General features: G+C 46.4%; 13 protein-coding genes and 2 tRNA genes. 4 read left to right on the forward strand and 11 right to left on the reverse strand.

What is annotated here, in order from left to right; all coding sequences use genetic code 11:
- The 8 genes from NG821_RS04480 to gyrA form a co-directional block, all read right to left on the reverse strand.
- Complete coding sequence (locus NG821_RS04480; RefSeq protein WP_252760464.1) at positions 1 to 1,248, reverse strand: DUF1015 domain-containing protein; 1,248 nt, start codon at positions 1,246 to 1,248, stop codon at positions 1 to 3.
- Between the two features lie 10 nt (positions 1,249 to 1,258).
- The gene (locus tag NG821_RS04485; RefSeq protein WP_252760465.1) at positions 1,259 to 2,179 is read right to left on the reverse strand and encodes an NAD(P)-dependent oxidoreductase; all 921 of its coding nucleotides are present in this window, start codon (positions 2,177 to 2,179) and stop codon (positions 1,259 to 1,261) included.
- A 14-nt stretch (positions 2,180 to 2,193) separates the two neighbouring features.
- A complete protein-coding gene (serC, locus tag NG821_RS04490) occupies positions 2,194 to 3,261 on the reverse strand; it encodes a 3-phosphoserine/phosphohydroxythreonine transaminase (protein ID WP_252760466.1) in 1,068 nt (355 codons plus the stop codon).
- Between the two features lie 162 nt (positions 3,262 to 3,423).
- On the reverse strand, positions 3,424 to 4,761 hold the full coding sequence (locus NG821_RS04495) for a DEAD/DEAH box helicase (protein ID WP_252760467.1): 1,338 nt from the start codon (positions 4,759 to 4,761) through the stop codon (positions 3,424 to 3,426).
- Between the two features lie 4 nt (positions 4,762 to 4,765).
- The gene (locus NG821_RS04500) at positions 4,766 to 5,962 is read right to left on the reverse strand and encodes a tetratricopeptide repeat protein (protein ID WP_252760468.1); all 1,197 of its coding nucleotides are present in this window, start codon (positions 5,960 to 5,962) and stop codon (positions 4,766 to 4,768) included.
- Positions 5,963 to 6,048: 86 nt separating this feature from the next.
- Complete coding sequence (locus NG821_RS04505) at positions 6,049 to 6,816, reverse strand: tetratricopeptide repeat protein (RefSeq protein WP_252760469.1); 768 nt, start codon at positions 6,814 to 6,816, stop codon at positions 6,049 to 6,051.
- Positions 6,817 to 7,134: 318 nt separating this feature from the next.
- Positions 7,135 to 8,346 (reverse strand): tetratricopeptide repeat protein, encoded by a 1,212-nt coding sequence (locus tag NG821_RS04510; RefSeq protein WP_252760470.1) that lies wholly within the window; start codon positions 8,344 to 8,346, stop codon positions 7,135 to 7,137.
- Positions 8,347 to 8,368: 22 nt separating this feature from the next.
- Positions 8,369 to 11,062 carry a DNA gyrase subunit A gene (gyrA, locus tag NG821_RS04515; RefSeq protein WP_252760471.1) on the reverse strand — a complete coding sequence of 898 codons (2,694 nt, stop codon included), beginning with the start codon at positions 11,060 to 11,062 and terminating at the stop codon, positions 8,369 to 8,371.
- Positions 11,063 to 11,379: 317 nt separating this feature from the next.
- Here gyrA and NG821_RS04520 point away from each other — a divergent pair, with 317 nt between their 5' ends.
- From NG821_RS04520 to NG821_RS04530, 3 genes are all read left to right on the forward strand, one after another.
- Positions 11,380 to 13,986 (forward strand): ATP-dependent Clp protease ATP-binding subunit, encoded by a 2,607-nt coding sequence (locus tag NG821_RS04520; RefSeq protein ID WP_252760472.1) that lies wholly within the window; start codon positions 11,380 to 11,382, stop codon positions 13,984 to 13,986.
- A gap of 127 nt (positions 13,987 to 14,113) precedes the next feature.
- Positions 14,114 to 14,186, forward strand: a tRNA-Thr gene (locus NG821_RS04525).
- Between the two features lie 30 nt (positions 14,187 to 14,216).
- A tRNA-Gly gene (locus NG821_RS04530) sits at positions 14,217 to 14,287 on the forward strand.
- Between the two features lie 561 nt (positions 14,288 to 14,848).
- Here NG821_RS04530 and NG821_RS04535 read toward each other — a convergent pair.
- The 3 genes from NG821_RS04535 to NG821_RS04545 all read right to left on the reverse strand — a co-directional run bounded on the left by NG821_RS04535 (position 14,849) and on the right by NG821_RS04545 (position 17,887).
- Complete coding sequence (locus NG821_RS04535; protein WP_252760473.1) at positions 14,849 to 15,490, reverse strand: trimeric intracellular cation channel family protein; 642 nt, start codon at positions 15,488 to 15,490, stop codon at positions 14,849 to 14,851.
- A 101-nt stretch (positions 15,491 to 15,591) separates the two neighbouring features.
- The gene (locus NG821_RS04540; RefSeq protein ID WP_252760474.1) at positions 15,592 to 16,548 is read right to left on the reverse strand and encodes a D-2-hydroxyacid dehydrogenase; all 957 of its coding nucleotides are present in this window, start codon (positions 16,546 to 16,548) and stop codon (positions 15,592 to 15,594) included.
- Positions 16,549 to 16,609: 61 nt separating this feature from the next.
- Positions 16,610 to 17,887 (reverse strand): replication-associated recombination protein A, encoded by a 1,278-nt coding sequence (locus NG821_RS04545; RefSeq protein ID WP_252760475.1) that lies wholly within the window; start codon positions 17,885 to 17,887, stop codon positions 16,610 to 16,612.
- A gap of 107 nt (positions 17,888 to 17,994) precedes the next feature.
- Between NG821_RS04545 and NG821_RS04550 the strand changes: the two genes are divergently transcribed.
- Positions 17,995 to 18,819 (forward strand): hypothetical protein, encoded by an 825-nt coding sequence (locus NG821_RS04550; protein ID WP_252760476.1) that lies wholly within the window; start codon positions 17,995 to 17,997, stop codon positions 18,817 to 18,819.
- Positions 18,820 to 18,869 lie beyond the last annotated feature (50 nt).

Consider the following 18,869-nt stretch of genomic DNA (forward strand, 5'->3'; position numbering starts at 1 on the left):
TTAAGAGAGCAGATGGACGATCAGTCCTGAACGGAGTTTAGGTTCAAACCAAGTTGCTTTCGGCGGCATGATCTTGCCACTGTCCGCGATGTTCATGATCTGACTCATACTCACAGGATACAAGGCTAAGGCCCAGCGCATCTCTCCACTGTCAACCCGTCTTTTCAGTTCTTTCAGTCCCCGCAGTCCCCCGACGAAGTCGATTCGCTTGTCAGTACGAAGGTCCTTGATGCCCATCAGGTCATCCAGAATCAGGCGGGAAGAGATATCCACATCCAAGACACCGATAGGGTCATTGTCATCATAAGTACCAGGCTTAGCATTCAGCCGATACCAGTTATCATCCAGATAAAGGCTGAACTCATGAAGTCGGGCAGGTTTGAAAGGCGTCGTACCCATCTTCTCAACAGAAAAGTTCTTTGAGAGTTTTTTAAGAAACTCGTCAGTTGTCATCCCGTTGAGGTCTTTGACGACACGGTTGTAATCCAAGATCGTCAGTTGTGAGGCCTGGAAGCATACAGCCATAAAATAGTTGTATTCCTCCTTACCCGTATGATGAGGATCATTTTTAGCTTTCTCAGCCCCCACACGGGCAGCTGCGGCAGTACGATGATGCCCGTCAGCAATGTACAAACTCGGAATCTTGGAGAATTCCTCCGTGATCAACTGAATGTCCTTCGGGGCATCAATGACCCAGAACTGATGGCGAAACCCGTCAATAGGAGCTATAAAATCATACACCGGACTCTTGGCAGCATAGCGCATCATGAGTCCATTCAGTACATTGTTGTCAGGATAAGCCAGGAAGACCGGTTCCATGTTCGCGTTAGTCGCAAAGATGGACTTCATCCGATCATCCTCCTTGTCCTTCCTCGTCAACTCATGTTTCTTGATGACACCGTGAAGGTAATCTTCTACCCATGCGCCTACGACCAGTCCATACTGCGTTTTTCCGTTCATGGTCTGAGCGTAGAGATAGTAGTTGTCCTGGCTATCCTGAGCCAGCCATCCTTTATCAATGAATTTCTTCAACTGGGCAGCGGCACTCTTGTAAACTTTAGGATCGTATTCCGAAGTCCCTGCAGGGAAATTGATCTCAGGTTTGATGATATGGTAGAGGCTCATCTCATCGTTTCCTGCTTCCGCCCTCGCCTCTTCAGAGTCGAGGACATCATACGGGCGGCATTCCACTTTCTCTACCAGATCAACAGGAGGACGCAGACCCTTGAAAGGTTTTATCTTAGCCATAATATAGGGATTACTTATTGACTTGGAATTTCACACTTCCGTCTTTCAGGAAAGCATTGATCTGTTTGGCAGCCGCAACACCTGCATTGACATTGGCCTCAGCAGTCTGTGCCCCCATCTTCTTAGGAGTGGAAAAGAAACGGTCACCGAACTTCTCAAACTCAGCAACAGCTTTCGGTTTCAAGTCTGTGAGATACCTCAGATCAGGACGGTCAGACAACAACTTCAGCAGTTCGGGCTCATTGATGATTTCCGTGCGGGCAGCGTTGACCAGGATTCCGTTTTCAGGCATCAAGTTGACGAGTTGGTAGTTGATGCTGTTGATAGTCTCGGCAGTTGCAGGGATATGCAAACTGACGACGTCGCTAGTCTTGAACAACTCCTTCTGATCCTTGCAAGCCTTGACACCGGCAGCTTCGATATTGACTGCAGGGCAGAACTCATCATAAGCAGAAACCTGCATGCCGAAGCCCTTGGCAATACGGGCTACATTACGAGCCACATTACCGAAAGCCAAGAGTCCTAATCTTTTACCTTTGAGCTCTGTTCCGGATTTTCCGTTATAGAAATTCCGGACCATGTACACCAGCAGTCCGAATACCAGTTCTGCCACAGCATTGGCATTCTGTCCGGGTGTATTCTCAACGACGACCCCTTTCGACTTCGCATGGTTCAGGTCGATCGTATCGAATCCGGCGCCTGCCCGGACAACGATCTTCAGTTTCTTAGCTGCATCCAGTACCTCTGCGTCAATCTTGTCAGAGCGGACGATCATCGCCTCTACATCAGAGACCGCCTTCAAGAGTTGGGCACGGTCAGTATATTTTTCGAGCAGGATCATTTGATTCCCTGCATCTTTGATCTCTTTCTGAATACCCTTTACAGCCAGAGGCGCAAAAGGTTTTACAGTAGCTACTAATATTTTATGCATAATCCTGATTGCTTTTAATGTTCAGCCTCGAAATCCTTCATTGCTTTCACCAGCGTATTGACGCCTTCCACTGTCATGGCGTTATAGCAACTGGCACGGAAGCCACCGACAGAACGGTGTCCCTTGACGCCGACGATACCACGGGCAGTCGCGAAATCCAAGAACGGTTTTTCGAGATCCTTGTAGTCGTCATTCATCACGAAACAGATATTCATCAACGAGCGGTCCTCCTTCTGCACAGTGCCGCGGAACAATTTATTACGGTCGATCTCGTCATAAAGAATCTTTGCACGTTCCTTAGCACGACGGTCCATCTCCTTGACACCACCCTCTTTCTTCAGCCATTTCATGGTCTCCATCAGAGAATAGATAGGTACGACAGGAGGAGTATTGAACATAGAACCCTTTTTCACATGCGTCCGATAGTCTACCATAGTAGGCAACTCACGCGGAGCACGGCCGAGTTTATCATCCTTGACGATGACGAGAGTCACGCCGGCCATAGCCAAGTTTTTCTGGGCACCGGCATAGATGGCGTCATATTTGCTCACGTCTACAGGGCGGCTCATGATATCAGAGCTCATATCAGCAATCAGAGGAATTGGGGAATCCAAATCCTTGCGGAGTTCAGTTCCGTAAATCGTATTGTTCGTTGTGATATGAAGGTAATCCGCGTCTGTAGGAATATCAAATTTCTTAGGGATATAAGTATAATTGTCAGCTTTAGAAGAAGCCACCTCCACGACATCACCGAAGAGCTTTGCTTCTTTTTCAGCCTTATTTGCCCAGTTGCCGGTATTCAAATAGGCAGCCTTCTTGATCAGGAAGTTGGCAGGTATCTCCATGAATTGCGTTGAAGCACCACCTCCAAGGAAGAGAACTGAATATCCAGCGGGGATATCGAGCAATTCTTTGATCAGCGATTCACTTTCATCAACTACAGCCTGAAAGTCACTTGATCGGTGACTGACCTCCATCAAAGAAAGACCTGAACCATTGAAATTTAAAATCTGCTTTGCAGTGTTTTCAATCACTTCGCGTGGAAGCATTGATGGACCTGGATTAAAGTTGTACTTCTTCATCTGAATAAATATTAAAATTTAAGTTCTATTTCAAAGCTATTTTCAAGTCGGATAACAACCCTCAGCATTATCTAAAGTCGATTGTCTATCCCTCTTATAAAATCAAATGACCAAAAGATTATACGAAATATATGACCTTCTCTTAAAGTAAAAACCAAAGGTCTATATGGCCTCTTCTATGATAGTATGTAACCCTTTTATCTTCTCCCCCTTTATCAGTTGAAGCATCTGGCGGAGTTTAGATCGGGGGACTGCCGCATAAGCATAGCGGTCCAGGACATCTATCTTTCCAATCTCATCACCCTTCAGACCACCTTTCTTACAAAGGAATCCAACGATGTCCCCCCGTGATACCTTATCTTTCTTGCCTTTGCCGATATAGACAGTCGCCATTTTAGGCAAAGCCGGTTTCACCTGAGGCGCATGCGGGTCCAGCGGATAATCATTCACCTTCTCATCCACATAGTCAGGTATGCGCTCTTCCGGTCCAAGGATGAAGAAAGAGTTGCCCGTACTCTTCCACCGAGCTGTTCTTCCCACCCGATGGACGAAATCCTCTTCTGTTTCCGGAAGATGATAGTGGATGATATTGTCGATATTAGAAATGTCAAGTCCCCGCGAAGCCAGATTCGTGCTCACGAGAATATTGGCACTGCCGTTAGCAAACTTATACAGGGCGACTTCACGGTCTTTCTGCTCCATACCTCCGTGAAAAGCACTGGTCACGAATCCTTTTTCCTGAAGATAAGCATTCACACGCTCTACAGACTCCCGGAAATTCACGAAGACGATAGAACTCTCGTTCCGCAATGCCGACAGGAGGAGTCTCAATGTTTCCAACTTGTCTTTGTCCGGAGATTTCACCTCATAGATCTTCACTCTGTCGGAAATCGGTTCCTCACTATTCCGGTAATCGATGCGCACGGGTCTGCCCTTTTCAGGGGTAGAGGTCACAAAAGACGGCAACTGTTCCGCATCTGTAGCAGAAAGGAAGATCTGCCGCCGTGTAACCGGAAGTTGGTCACTCAGTGTCCTCATCTCATCCTCGAACCCCATATCCAGACACTTGTCGAATTCGTCAATCACCAGGCAATGCACCTTCGAGGGCAGGACATTCCCTTTGCTCAGATGGTCATTCAACCTTCCCGGAGTACCAAAGATGATCTGAGGTTTTATCTCTTTCATTTTCCGATGTTCCTCCATGGCTGTACGGCCCCCATAGCAAGCCATGCTCCTGATGCCGGAAGCCAAACTCTTCAATACAGCGTCCGACTGCAGAGCCAACTCTCTTCCCGGTACCACGACAATCGCCTGAAGGTCATCACTCGAACTGTCAAGGAGTTGGACTAATGGCAGTAGATAGGCCAACGTTTTCCCTGAACCGGTAGGTGAAAGGACAATGACGTCACTTTCAGAATGAAGAATGGCCTGTTCGGCCTCTTTCTGCATGGCATTCAGGGTAATGCCCAACTTCTGTATCATCAATTCTATATCTTGCATGTGTTTATTTTTCCAATAATTGATCTATTTCATCAAACTCTTTTCCCATATTCAGGTTAAGATAAATCGTATACAACGGGAAGCCCCATTTGGATTTATCATCAGGTACCAGTTCCCTATAGTGCACCAGATATGGCAATGCTTTACGGTAACACTCCAGCATGCGTTGGCGGTCCTGTCTGGTCGGAGACACCTTCTTGTCCAGTTCTACAGCCTGATTGAAATAAGCCAGACCGGCATTCAGATAGGACCCCGTGACAGCACGACGAGGCCTCAGACTATCCCTGGGGACAGCCTTGGTTTCTTCGAGGATCGAATCACATATTAAAATACAAGCCTTATATTGCTGAGTATTCAGGAGCAGAGTGCTCTTGGTGAAGCGGTATATCAATGATTTCGGGTTCTTGCTCAGTGCCTCATTAGTTGTAGCCAATGCCGTCTTATAGTCACCCCGCTTGACATCATAGTCCACCAGACGAGGGAAGAAATAAGGAAATGAAGGGTATTTGGAAAAGCCTTCTTTCAAGGTACTGAAATATCGGGTCGTATCGCCCTCCAGCCGATACGTCTCTGCCAGATACTGGAGCATATACACATAATGAGCCGTATCTTTCAGGGCCAGATAAGAATGGTGCAGCGTTGCCATCGGGTCCTTCATCTTGTAACCGCAATAGACGGCCCAATAAGCTGCTATAGGCAATCGACGGTCTTTATCGGAATACTTGTATTTCTCGAACAAAGGCTGCCGTGCCGTATTGATATAATCAGTCAGGAAATTATAAGCATCCTTATAGTTCTGCTTATTGATAAAGAAAAGACCGCCATTGTAGAGATTCGGCCGGATCATATTGAGATAAGCTGCATGGTCATCACGGAATTTGAACTTCGCCTTACCGTTGTCGTCCTTATTCGAGAGCATTTCGAGGGAATCCAGACTATTGGCAACCTCAAACAACCGCTTTGTTTTCATAAAGAGATCCGTGGTATCAAACTGCTCCTTCAGATAGAGTTTTTCATTTCCGTCTTCATATTCTTTACGCAAGACGTCATAAAGCACCACCCATATTTTCTTGTTCTGTCTGTTGGCAGAATCTGCCAAGAGTTTCTCCATGGACTGTTGGGCCGCATCAAGATTCTTTCCAGACTTCAGAATATCCTTGGCAGCGGAAATATCTTTCTTCTGGCCGTACACATTCCCCATGTACAAGATACATGTCAAGCAAAGGAAAAAATATTTTAGACGTATCCTCATCTACAACCTCCTACTAAAAGCTATTCTATAATCCTTTATAATAAGGATTTCACTCTTCGGGCTTTCTTTTTCTCGCCCAAAACATAATAAGCCTGATAAAGGGCCCTTCTCCAGTCTACCGTCTCACACTTCGGATCCATCATACTGGCCTTTTCCAGATACACTTTGCTGTTCTCAAACTCAGCCAGTACTCTCTTCATGTTGTCTTTATTCAATTTGCCCCGGTCATTCTGCAGAGAATCCTTCAAATCAAGAGCCTTGGAAGAATAGCAGATACCAAGATTATAGATAGCCTCTACGAAAGAGCTATCCAATTTTATCGTCTGTTGATAAGTGCTGATTGCCTCATCCCACTGATGCTTCTGCATCTGTATTTCGCCTTTCAGCGCCCAGATATCCTTATCAGTCGGATTGTCATGAATCTCTCCATTGATAAAACTTTCCAACTTTTCCGAACGACCCGGAAAAGAATAATAGTCCACTATAGGCTTCAGGAAAGCCGGATCTTTAGGATCCATCTTATGCAGTTCGAGCGCTGCCGTAATAAACTTTGCAGAATCAGCACTATTTTTCATCAGATGCTCCATACATCCAATTTTCAGTTTAGCAGCCTGTTCAGCTATCGAACTGTCTTTAATGGCATAATCAGCATAATACTCGGCCAAGTTATAAAAACCTTTTTTATAAGCTCGACGAGATCCTTCCAATGCCTCTTGTGCCGTTTTTGGAACAGAAAATTTCTCCTGAGCACCTAGAGACAAGATACAGAAGATCAAGAAAAAAGGAACTAATGCCTTCTTCATGTTTATTACTAATTAGACGACAAAGTTAATAAAAAAACATGGAATCCCCAAATTTTTTCCATTTTGTTAGTTATTTGGTTATTGAAACTGCAAAACAATTGCATTTCTATCTTTTTCTGTCACAAACAGGATTTTATGGCGTTCCCATAGACGGACGACGAACCTTTTAACTGTATCACAGTTCTACTCTTGTTCCGTAGGAGACATCTTGCCTAATGATTTAGTCATCCCCCATCAGGTAGAAGACACAAAAAAGCGGAGCGACATTTCATTTCAAGAAATATCACTCCGCCGTAATCGAATCAGACAGCAAAGAAATTACTTATCCTTTTCTGCATCTTTAGTCTTAGGATCGGCAGCACCATAGCGTGCATAGTAAGCAGAATAACGGTTATAACCCCAGTTAACCTGCTGCTGTTGAGGATCCAGTTCCTTACATTTGTCATAGTCCTTAATAGCCTCATCGAGGAGGATATTGGAACTGGCAGTAGCCTTAGAGGTGACAGCTCTATTGTAATAGCAGATAGCCAATGAATACCAAGCAAGAGTAGTCTTTGGATTAGCATCCAGAATGTTCTTCAGGATTGGAATAGCATCATTGTAGTTCTGTGCAATCATCAAGTTGTTGGCTTTGTAGAAGAGAGCTACGAAATTCTTAGGATCTTTAGCAAGCACATCATCGATGATCTTTTCTCCGGCAGCTCTACCGTTCAGTTTGGTTTGTACCTGAATCAGGTTCTCCAGAACAGTACTGTTCGTCGGGTCCTGAGTGTAAAGCGTCTGAAGTTGCTGTGCGAAAGCCACAGAGTCAGCCTTATTGTGCAGGGTAGCGCTCATTGCACGGAGTTTCAAATCAAATGCAGGTTTGCCATAAGTAGAATCACCCTTGGCATAATCCGTATACTTTTCGACCTTGGCATAATCCTTTGCATTCAAAGCGAATACGGAAGAGAAGTAAGCGACCTGGCCGAGATAAGGCTTTTCTGTTGCAGCCGGAATAGCCTTGAAGAAAGGATTGTCGTGGGTATCAAAATACAGAGACCAATACTTCAAAGCCCTCGGTTGGTCTTTCTGCATATAGAAACCACCATAGTTGATCAAGTTAAGGCGAGCGCCTCCCAGACGAGAAGAATTGGCTTCCTTGAATTTAGGTTTCACCTTACCCTTCGCATTAGGCAGTTCGTCGTACTTGTCACATTCCAGACCAGCCTGCACTGCATTGTAAGCAGCCTCAGCCATACTCAAGGAATCCACCGGACTACCAGTCTTGCCCATAGCCTTCATAGCCTGGTTGGTAGCCATCGCAGAAGATTCTTTCTGGTAAGCAGCGAAAGCAAGGTCACAAAGCTTATTATAAGCTTGTGCTTTTTCTTCGTTGTTGGCCAAAGAATTCAAGTTCTGATCGATGAGTTGTTTACACTCATCATAAGTGCCGGCTTTCATGATAGCCTTAAGGCCATCACTGTCCCCTGCAAATACGGCAGATGCGAAAAGAAGCATCATTGCCGAAATCATTAACATTTTTTTCATATCTATTTACTTTAAAGGTTGTTTATTCAAAATCCGTGTTAGGCGTTACAGGATCAGAGGAGTCATCACCATCTTCACCCTTTACTGCGTCAGTTCCATCCTCGTCAGAAGGTGTAGATTCATCCCCAGAAGTCTCAGGGGCAGCTTCAGGTTCAGCGTGTCCTTCATCAGAAGCACCGGTCGTACCATCCTGCTTGATCTCCTCACTCTTCTTTGCCCACATAGCACGGCTTTCCTCTTCCACGGTAGCCTCGAGGTCACTACTCATCACCTTGCAGACACTGGCTATGGCATCATTCTTCTTGGTCAGATTAATCAGGCGTACGCCTTGAGTAACCCTACCCATGATGCGGACATTGGCAACGGCCAGACGGATGACGATTCCACTCTTGTTGATGATCATCAGATCATTCTTATCCGTCACGTTCTTAATGGCAACGAGTTTACCGGTCTTCTCCGTAATAGTCAGGGTCTTCACACCTTTACCGCCACGGTTCGTGATCCGGTAGTCGCTCACAGAGGAACGCTTGCCGTAGCCCTTTTCACTTACGACCATTACTGTCTCGTTCTCCGGATCATTGATGACAATCATGCCGATGCAAGCGTCATTTCCGGAATCCAGTCGGATACCACGCACACCAGTAGCAGTACGGCCCATAGGACGGATTGCGTTCTCATTGAAGCGGACAGCACGGCCATTGCGGTTAGCCATGATCAATTCATTGTGACCATTGGTCAGACGGACATCCACGACTTCATCCCCTTCCACAATATTGATAGCGATCACGCCATTTGCACGCGGGTGAGCATACTGATCGAGGCAGGTCTTTTTGACCGTACCGTTTTTAGTAGAGAAGACGACATAATGGGATTTGATGAATTCCTCTTCCTGAAGTCCTTTCAAACGCAGGAATGCATTTACCTGATCATCCTTGTCAATGTTCAGAAGATTCTGGATAGCACGGCCCTTGGAATTCTTGTCTCCTTCAGGTATTTCATAGCACTTCAACCAGTATACACGGCCCTTTCTTGTGAAGAGCAGCATCGTCTGATGCATTGTAGCCGGATAGATGAATTCCGTGAAATCATTATCACGCGTGCGGGCTCCTTTAGCCCCTACACCGCCACGGGCCTGTTCACGGAACTGGTTCAATGGAGTACGCTTGATATATCCCAGATGACTGACTGTTATCACGACGGGATCATTAGGATAGAAGTCTTCAGGGTTGAATTCCTCAGAAGAATATTTGATCTCCGTCCTACGGGCATCCCCGAACTTCTCCTTCACTTCCAGAAGATCATCTTTCATCACCTTCTTGCAAAGTTCAGGGTCATTCAAGATCTGCTGATAGTAAGCTATTTTCTTTTCCAGATCGTCATATTCAGCATGCAGTTGATCCATCCTCAAACCAGTGAGTTGCGAAAGTCTCATGTCGACGATGGCCTTGCTCTGGAGTTCATCCAGTTTGAAGCGCTGTTCCAAGTTGTGTTGGGCGTCAACAGGCGTCTTGCTGCCTCTGATGATGTGCACCACCTCGTCGATATTGTCGCAAGCGATGATCAATCCTTCGAGGATATGCGCACGCTCCTGTGCCTTCCTCAGATCATACTGGGTCCTGCGGATGGTCACGTCATGCCGGTGCTCAACAAAGTATTTCACGCAGTCTCTCAAACTGAGCAGGCGCGGACGGCCATTGACCAAAGCGATGCAATTCACGGAGAAAGAACTCTGCAATGCCGTCATCTTGAAGAGTTTGTTCAGGATAACATTGGCATTGGCGTCCTTCTTGACATCTATGACGATACGCATTCCCTGGCGGCCGGACTCATCATTGGCATTGGCGATGCCTTGGATCTTCCCTTCCTTGACCAATTCCGCAATATATTCAATAAGTTCTGCCTTATTGACACCGTAAGGGATCTCAGTAATGACAATTTTGTCATGACTCTCATTACTTTCGATATTTGCCTTGGCACGCATGATGATCCTGCCACGGCCTGTCTCGTAGGCCTGACGCACACCTTGTATACCATATATATATGCCCCAGTAGGGAAATCCGGAGCTTTGATGTACTGCATCAAACCGTCCAGATCAATATCCGGATTATCGATATAAGCACAGCAGCCATCGATGACCTCATTGAGATTGTGCGTTGGCACATTGGTTGCCATACCTACAGCTATACCATTGGCACCATTGACCAGAAGGTTAGGGATCTTCGTCGGCATCACAGAAGGTTCCTTCAAGGTATCGTCAAAGTTGTTGGTCATATTGACAGTATCCTTCTCCAGATCATCCATGACATGCTCGCCTATCTTGGAGAGCCGGCATTCGGTATAACGCATAGCTGCAGGGGAATCACCGTCAACAGAGCCGAAATTACCTTGGCCGTCAACGAGAGTATAGCGCATATTCCAGTCCTGCCCCATTCTGACAAGAGCGCCATAGACAGAAGAATCTCCGTGAGGGTGGTATTTACCTAAGACCTCACCTACTACACGTGCACATTTCTTATAGGGTTTATCACTGGTATTTCCTATACCGAGCATCCCAAAAAGGATGCGGCGATGTACAGGTTTGAAACCGTCTCGTACATCCGGTAAAGCACGGGCCACTATCACCGACATGGAATAGTCGATATAGGAACTCTTCATTTCCTCCTCGATGTTGATCTTCAGAATGCGGTCTTGATCGATTGTTTGATTGTCGTCCATTTATTATATTTAATTGTTATACAAAACTTATACCTGAATTTGAGCCTGCCGTTTTCCAGCAAAAATCCCTGTAAAGGGCATTTTAATTCGTTTTAGCCGTTTCAGATACTTATTAAGCGAGACAAAATTACGAAAAATATTCTGAATGGAAAAACGTTCTAACGAAAACTTCAAGAGATCGGAATAAAAATAAGCCTTATTCTAATTTCTTAACTGCAATTTGAAAATAATCTTGGCACAGTGTTTGCATTTTAAGAAAATAGTTTTATATTTGTATTGTTATTTAGGAGATTTAATCAAAAGAAAGGAAAAGATATATGACTAGTCAATTTTCACCAAAGGTATCAGAAATACTTGCCTTTTCCCGCGAAGAGGCTAGCCGTCTAGAAAGTAGAACGGTCGGGCCTGAACATATTCTTCTCGCCATGTTGCGTGAGAAGAAAGGATTGGTGCCTGCTCTTTTTGCCCGCTTCCATTTGAATTTGAAAGCCGTTAAGACGGAACTCGAAAATAAAGTTAAAGAAGAAGAATTGTCGGAACTGCTGGTCACCTCGGAATTAATATTGAACGAGCAAGCCAGTAATATTCTGAAACTCGCTGTATTGGAGGCTCGTGTACAGCATACCAATCTGGTAGATGTACAGCACGTGCTTCTGGCTATCCTGCATGATCAGGTGGACAACGGTGCCAAACAGGTACTGGAATACAACCACATGAACTATCAGGATACGCTGACCTATGTCCGGCAGATGGCCAAACCTGCACAGGACGGACTGCAATTGCCTGACGAAGACGAGAACGAAGAGGACGACGATGACTCGTCTTCCTATAACTTCCAGGATAATGCAGGCAGTAATGAACCCCACGTCAATCCGACAGTGACAACGCGTCGGGGAAACGGAAAGACACCTGTCATCGACAAGTTTTCCGTGGACTTGACACAGGCTGCCATTGACGGCAAACTCGACCCTGTCGTCGGGCGGAAAAGGGAAATAGAACGCGTCATCGAGATCCTCGGCAGACGCAAGAAGAACAACCCTATTCTAATAGGTGAGCCGGGAGTAGGCAAGAGTGCGATCGTAGAAGGATTGGCTCAGTTGATCGTCAAGCATCACACTTCACCTATCCTGTTCAACAAGCGACTGGTGAGTCTCGATCTCACAGGAATCGTCGCCGGTACAAAATACCGTGGACAATTCGAAGAGCGGATCCGCGCCCTGATCCAAGAACTGGAGCAGAATCCGGATATCATCATCTTCATTGATGAGATCCACACGATTATCGGTGCAGGAGCGACTCCGGGAAGTATGGATGCGGCGAACATCCTCAAACCGGCATTGGCAAGAGGCACGATACAGTGCATCGGTGCAACGACCCTCGATGAATACCGGAACACGATCGAGAAAGACGGGGCTTTGGCACGCCGTTTCCAGAAAGTGCTCGTAGAACCGACGACTGCTGAGGAGACTTTGCAGATTCTGGATAACATCAAGGACAGATATGAGCAGCATCACCATGTCACTTATACAGAGGATGCGCTCAAGGCGAGTGTCAAACTGACAGACCGCTATGTCACTGACCGCTTCTTCCCTGACAAGGCTATCGACGTACTCGATGAGGTCGGCTCAAGAGTCCATCTCAAACATGCGAAGATTCCACCAGAGATCACTGAGAAAGAGAAGGAAATAGAAAGTGTCAAACTGAAGAAGCAGAACGCCGTACAAAGTCAGAACTTCGAACTTGCAGCCAGTTATAGGGATCGCCAAACTGAACTGGAGCAACAGTTACAGGATTTCCAGGACAAGTGGTCCAAAGGCGAAACCGGTGAGAAGGTCGTTGTCGATGAGTCTCAGGTCGCAGATGTCGTCTCTATGATGACAGGCGTCCCCGTTCAGAGAATGGAGGAAGCTGAGGGCATCCGCCTGAGAAATATGGCTTCAGAACTCAAGAAACAGGTGATCGGACAAGACGCGGCCATCGATACGCTCGTAAGAGCTATCCAGAGAAACCGTGTCGGACTGAAAGATCCCAATCACCCAATCGGTGCTTTCATGTTCCTGGGTCCTACCGGAGTCGGCAAGACCTATACGGCCAAGAAACTTGCAGAACAGATGTTCGGCTCTTCCGAAGCGCTGATACGTATCGATATGAGTGAGTATACGGAAAGCTTCAACGTCTCCCGTCTGATCGGCGCCCCTCCGGGGTACGTCGGCTACGAGGAAGGCGGACAACTGACCGAACAGGTTCGCCGTCACCCCTATTCCATCGTCCTGCTCGACGAGATCGAAAAGGCTCACGGCAACATCTTCAATCTTCTGCTTCAGGTATTGGATGAAGGCCGCCTCACTGACGGAAACGGCAGACTGGTAGATTTCCGCAATACGGTGATCATCATGACCTCCAATGCCGGTACAAAACAGTTGAAGGAATTCGGACATGGCATAGGTTTCAATGCAGGAGATGCCCAAGGCATTGCCAAGAGTGAATCCGACAAGCAATATGCACGTTCGATCATCCAGAAGAGTCTGAGCAGACAGTTCTCGCCTGAGTTCCTCAACCGACTCGATGAGATCATCACCTTCGATCAGTTGGATATGGCTTCCATCAAGAAGATCATCGACATCGAACTCATCGGACTGACAAAGCGTATCAGTGACCTGGGCTATCACATCCAGATTTCGGACAAGGCCAAGGAAATGGTCGCCAAGAAAGGCTATGATGTACAGTATGGTGCACGTCCTTTGAAACGCGCTATCCAACAGTACATTGAAGATGGTCTCTGCGAGAAGATCCTGAATGGGAATATTGAGCAGAATGCTCAGATCATCATTGGCAAGAACCCTAACAAGGACGAACTGACGTTCAGGAATGTTCCACCGGCAAAGGCCGAGAAACAGGTACAAGACGCACAACAGGCTAAATAAAAGGAAGAGCCTGAATCACATATTCTAGAAGGAGGACAAGGAATTCTTAACAGACGTTAAAGTCGGAATTTCTATGTCCTCCTTTTTTATTTTCAAATAAATTTGATTACCTTTGCAGTCGCAAATCGCCGATATGGCTCAGTTGGTAGAGCAACGCATTCGTAATGCGTAGGTCCCCGGTTCGAGTCCGGGTATCGGCTCAAAAGGCATTGAACCTTTTAAGCTTTCATGCGGGGTTAGCACATCGGTAGTGTACGGGCTTCCCAAGCCTGGGAGGCGGGTCCGATTCCCGTACCCCGCTCTTCAAAATCAAATTCGGTTAATCGGAAACGGTCGGAATGTTCATTCCGACCGTTTTTGATTTCAGAGGCAGGCAAGAGTGAATCTGACACCCATGAGCATAAGTTCGATGTATTTTTTCTTGACGTCAACCGGGACAAGCAGTCTCCTGCCCTATTAGGAACAGTTTCTTGAAAAATAGAAAACTACTTCTACAAAAAAGAGGAGAAATTGAGCGGATATCCCCAAGACTTAGTGAAAGTAAGGTAGCCAATCAAAGGAAGTTGACAGGCGCCTGGCTGTCTCGAGAAAGATAGGTTGATAGTTTCTCGAAAGAGCGGCCTGACTTTCTCGAAACAAGACGTCGCCTTTCTCGAAACTACGGAAGCTACTTTTTCTTTATTCCTACAATATTTTTTTACCGATATATCTAACACTTTTTCAAATGGCCTTCAATTAAAGCTAGAAAAAGGCAGAAACAAAAATGTTAGTTTGATTTGGCATTATCCCTTTATACCACGAAACCGCTTTACACCGGCTCAGTTGTCGACCACGCGAAGCAAAGCAGTTTCGACAAGACAGATCAATGGTCTTCATCATCGTGCAGTATCGGCAAAGAGATGTGATACCTCACGGCCAGAAAACGGATGATGCAGACAACCAGAAAACTCGTGACTGCAGTGACTGCAATATTGACTTTAAGGAGATACAGAATCCAATAAGCGAAACCACCTGCGATACAGGCAGACGCATAGATCTCCTTGCGGAAGATGACAGGTTCGATATTCAGCAATACATCCCTGATGATACCTCCGGCAGCTCCGGTGATACACCCCATGACGATCGCCACCCAAAAAGGAAATCCCATGGAAAGCGATTTCTGTATTCCGGCAATATTGAACAATGCCAGTCCTAAAGTATCGAAAATCAACCAGGTATTATCCAGTTTCTTGACATACCTATGAAAGATGATGACGATTGCCTGAGCTAAAAAAGTACAGAGGATATAAATGGAGGAAGTCATCCAGAATGGAGTGACGCCCAGCATGACGTCGCGGATCGTACCGCCGCCGATAGCGACAGCAAATCCACACACAAAGCCCCCAAACCAGTCAAAATGTTTGGTGGCTGCCAGTCGTATTCCGGAAATTGCAAAAGCAAAAGTTCCGATAAACTCAATCACCTTTTGAAGGGTCAAGACAAAGTGAGGATCAGGATAAAGCATTTTTTAATATACGGGCGTCATCCCCTCTCATCCTACCAGGTTGCGGACGAGTAGGTCTCATTCGTCATGCCGGTATTCACGAAACGGGAAAGATTTAAACTCTACGGATTGACCACGTTAATAGGATGTCCTTCTACAAAAGCCTTGACATTCCCAAGGCAGCTATCGACCAGACGTTCACGGGCTTCTTTAGAGGCCCAGGCTATATGAGGTGTCAGATAGGCATGCGGTTGCTTGAAAAGGGGATTATCAGCAGCAGGGGGTTCGGAGACCATGACGTCAGCACCATAAGCTCCCAACTGACCGGACTTCAGGGCATCAGCAACATCCTTTTCGTTGACCAAAGGACCACGACTCGTATTGATCAGGATCGCGCCCTTTTTCATCTTCTTCAGACTCTCTTTGTTGATCATCTCCCTCGTGCCGTCTGTCAACGGGCAATGCAGGGAAAGGATATCACTCACGCCAAACAGACCATCCAGGGAAGTTTTCTGGATTCCTGCAGGCAGGTCAGAAGAATTCTTACTGGTGCACACAAAGACGTCCATGCCGAAGTCGCGGGCGATGATCGCCACCTTCGTCCCGATATGTCCGAAACCGACAATACCTATCGTCTTATTTGCCAGTTCGGTAATCGGGCTATCCCAGTAACAGAAATCAGGGTTCCTGCTCCAGCGCCCATGGCGGTTCAGGTGAGCATAATGATCCACCTGATTCGTGATGTTCAGTATATGGGCAAAAGCCATCTGTGCCACACTGTCCGTACTGTAAGCAGGGATATTGGTCACAATGATCCCCCGTCTCTTGGCAGCAGCCGTATCGACCACATTAAAACCAGTTGCCAACACACCTATATATTTAAGTTTGGGCAACTGTGCCATGACCTGGTCAGTGATCTGAACCTTATTCGTTAAAATCACTTCAGCATCCTCAGCCCGTTCCACCACTTCTTCAGGTTTTGAACGGTCATAAACCACTACATCACCAAACTCATTCAGTCCATCCCAGGAAAGATCTCCCGGATTGACTGCGTAACCATCCAAATCTACTATTTTCATGTTTTTTGTTTTATCCCTCAATCTTTGCATGTCTTCTATCAACGACCATGCACATTTCTATTTATTCATCTTCAAAGCGCTTGCCCCAGCAAGCTTTCATCCACTGATAGAGGTGGTCTTCGGAAGGGCTGTGCTGAGCATGCCAGATCCTTGTATTCTTAATCTCATCCGGCAAATACTGCTGTTCCGTGAAATGCCCCGGAAAATCATGAGGATACTTGTAGCCATCATGGTATCCCAGATCAGCCATCAACTTAGTCGGCGCATTGCGAATAGGCAAAGGAACTGGAAGATTACCCGTTTGCTTCACCAGTTGCAGGGCATCGTCAACACCCAGATAAGCCGAATTGCTCTTTTGGCTTGTCGCCAGATACACTGTCGCCTCAGCCAACGGGATTCGGCCTTCAGGCCATCCCACTTTCATCACGGCATCGAATGCCGCATTAGCCAGGAGAAGCGCGTTGGGGTTAGCCAAACCGATGTCTTCGGCAGCGCTGATCACCAGTCTACGGGCAATAAACTCCGGTTGTTCGCCACCCTCAATCATCCGGGCCAACCAATATAAGGCAGCATCAGGATCACTGCCCCTGATACTTTTGATGAATGCGGAGATAATGTCATAATGCATATCCCCCTGCTTATCATAAGCCAACGGGTTATCCTGCAACCGCTCTTCCACGAGTTTGTCAGTAATGACAATCCGGTCATTCTCGGCCACATCCACGACCAGTGCCAGAATGTTGAGGAGTTTTCTCGCATCCCCGCCACTATATCTGAGCAGCGCGCTGCTCTCCTGAAGCGTAATCTTCTTTTTCTTAAGCACGACGTCTGTCGTGATCGCCCTGTGGAGGAGTTTTTCCAGATCTTCCTTTTCCAGAGAATGCAGGACATAAAGTTGGCATCTCGACAACAGCGGCCGGATAACCTCGAAAGACGGATTCTCCGTAGTTGCACCGATCAAAGTCACCGTTCCATCTTCCACAGCCCCCAGCAAAGAGTCCTGCTGACTTTTGGAAAACCGATGGATTTCATCAATGAACAAGATAGGGGAAGCCGTATTGAACAAGGTTTTGTCTTTAGCTTTGTCAATGACGGCCCGCACCTCTTTTACCCCACTAGTGACTGCACTCAGTGTATAAAAAGGGACTTTCATATGATGAGCGATGATCCGGGCAAGTGTCGTTTTACCCACTCCCGGAGGTCCCCATAAAATCATGGAGGAGATACGCCCCGAATCAATCATCTTACGGAGCACACCTCCCTCTCCTACCAAATGTTGCTGCCCGACGAAGTCGTCAAGCGAGCGCGGTCTCATTCTTTCAGCTAAAGGTTCTGCCATTCGATTGACAAAAATAGAAAATATATCGCGGATATGCAAAAAAATTTATAGGAAAAATTTGGGATTTTAATGTGAAGTGACTACTTTTGCACCCAAAATATAAAGTTATGAAGAAAGAGAAAGCTTTAACTTTAAAGACACTAAACAAAAGCAATATTTGGGACATACAAGAAAATGACATCTTCCGTATGTGGGAATCCGCAGGGAAAGATGCTGATTTAAAAGATAATATCCATCGCTATCTGGACATTATCAGGACTGCTTTCTATGTAGAGGATATCAAGATCGATAAACCTGAAATCACAAAGAAATACGAGCAAAACGGCTATCGTGTAGGTACCGTACGTCTCGGCGAAGGGAAAAAAGCCAAATGGGCCATCAAGAAGCGTCCTATCTTGAGAGTTACGGATCTGACTTATGAAAACATTCATCATATTTCTGCCTTGAAACTGACGGAGGTGCTCAACCGCAATTTCGGTGGAGGCTGGGAAAGTTTGCCTCAAAGCATCCAAGACATTATAGAGAGCGGATTTGACATCAGTACGACGACTCTTCCGAAAGACCGCCTTCACAAACCCGGAGGGCTGTATGAGAAGAAAGTGGAAGATGGGTATGAAGTGCTGGAAATCCCCAAGGGTACATGGGTAGAAGCCATCTTCGCCAAGGAGAAACCAGAACCTGAGAAGATCCACATGAAATTCGAATCTCCTGAAGAATCGGACAAGAAAGAGGATGTGGAAGAAAAGAAGGAGGAGGATACTGAGGAGGCACCCGGAAATGCAGACCAGTACGACGATCCCGATGACGATGACGAGTTTGATGATGACAAACTGACTGAGGAAAGCTATCGGACGACCTATGATACCAATCCTGAGGATTTGAATATCGAGGCCGAAGATATCGCTGACGACGACGATAGCGGGAACTATTAATAACCGGTAATCCCCGAATAACGAAAACGACCTGAAAATACAAGAACTAT

The sequence above is a fragment of the Segatella cerevisiae genome (genome assembly GCF_024054555.1).
GTDB classification, from domain to species: domain Bacteria; phylum Bacteroidota; class Bacteroidia; order Bacteroidales; family Bacteroidaceae; genus Prevotella; species Prevotella cerevisiae.

Excerpts from the sequence above, each read along its gene's own strand:
- NG821_RS04480 (WP_252760464.1), bottom strand. The coding sequence starts at position 1,248 with ATGGCTAAGATAAAACCTTTCAAGGGTCTGCGTCCTCCTGTTGATCTG.
- NG821_RS04485 (WP_252760465.1), bottom strand. The coding sequence starts at position 2,179 with ATGCATAAAATATTAGTAGCTACTGTAAAACCTTTTGCGCCTCTGGCT.
- serC (WP_252760466.1), bottom strand. The coding sequence starts at position 3,261 with ATGAAGAAGTACAACTTTAATCCAGGTCCATCAATGCTTCCACGCGAA.
- NG821_RS04495 (WP_252760467.1), bottom strand. The coding sequence starts at position 4,761 with ATGCAAGATATAGAATTGATGATACAGAAGTTGGGCATTACCCTGAAT.
- NG821_RS04500 (WP_252760468.1), bottom strand. The coding sequence starts at position 5,962 with ATGGGGAATGTGTACGGCCAGAAGAAAGATATTTCCGCTGCCAAGGAT.
- NG821_RS04505 (WP_252760469.1), bottom strand. The coding sequence starts at position 6,816 with ATGAAGAAGGCATTAGTTCCTTTTTTCTTGATCTTCTGTATCTTGTCT.
- NG821_RS04510 (WP_252760470.1), bottom strand. The coding sequence starts at position 8,346 with ATGAAAAAAATGTTAATGATTTCGGCAATGATGCTTCTTTTCGCATCT.
- gyrA (WP_252760471.1), bottom strand. The coding sequence starts at position 11,062 with ATGGACGACAATCAAACAATCGATCAAGACCGCATTCTGAAGATCAAC.
- NG821_RS04520 (WP_252760472.1), top strand. The coding sequence starts at position 11,380 with ATGACTAGTCAATTTTCACCAAAGGTATCAGAAATACTTGCCTTTTCC.
- NG821_RS04535 (WP_252760473.1), bottom strand. The coding sequence starts at position 15,490 with ATGCTTTATCCTGATCCTCACTTTGTCTTGACCCTTCAAAAGGTGATT.
- NG821_RS04540 (WP_252760474.1), bottom strand. The coding sequence starts at position 16,548 with ATGAAAATAGTAGATTTGGATGGTTACGCAGTCAATCCGGGAGATCTT.
- NG821_RS04545 (WP_252760475.1), bottom strand. The coding sequence starts at position 17,887 with ATGGCAGAACCTTTAGCTGAAAGAATGAGACCGCGCTCGCTTGACGAC.
- NG821_RS04550 (WP_252760476.1), top strand. The coding sequence starts at position 17,995 with ATGAAGAAAGAGAAAGCTTTAACTTTAAAGACACTAAACAAAAGCAAT.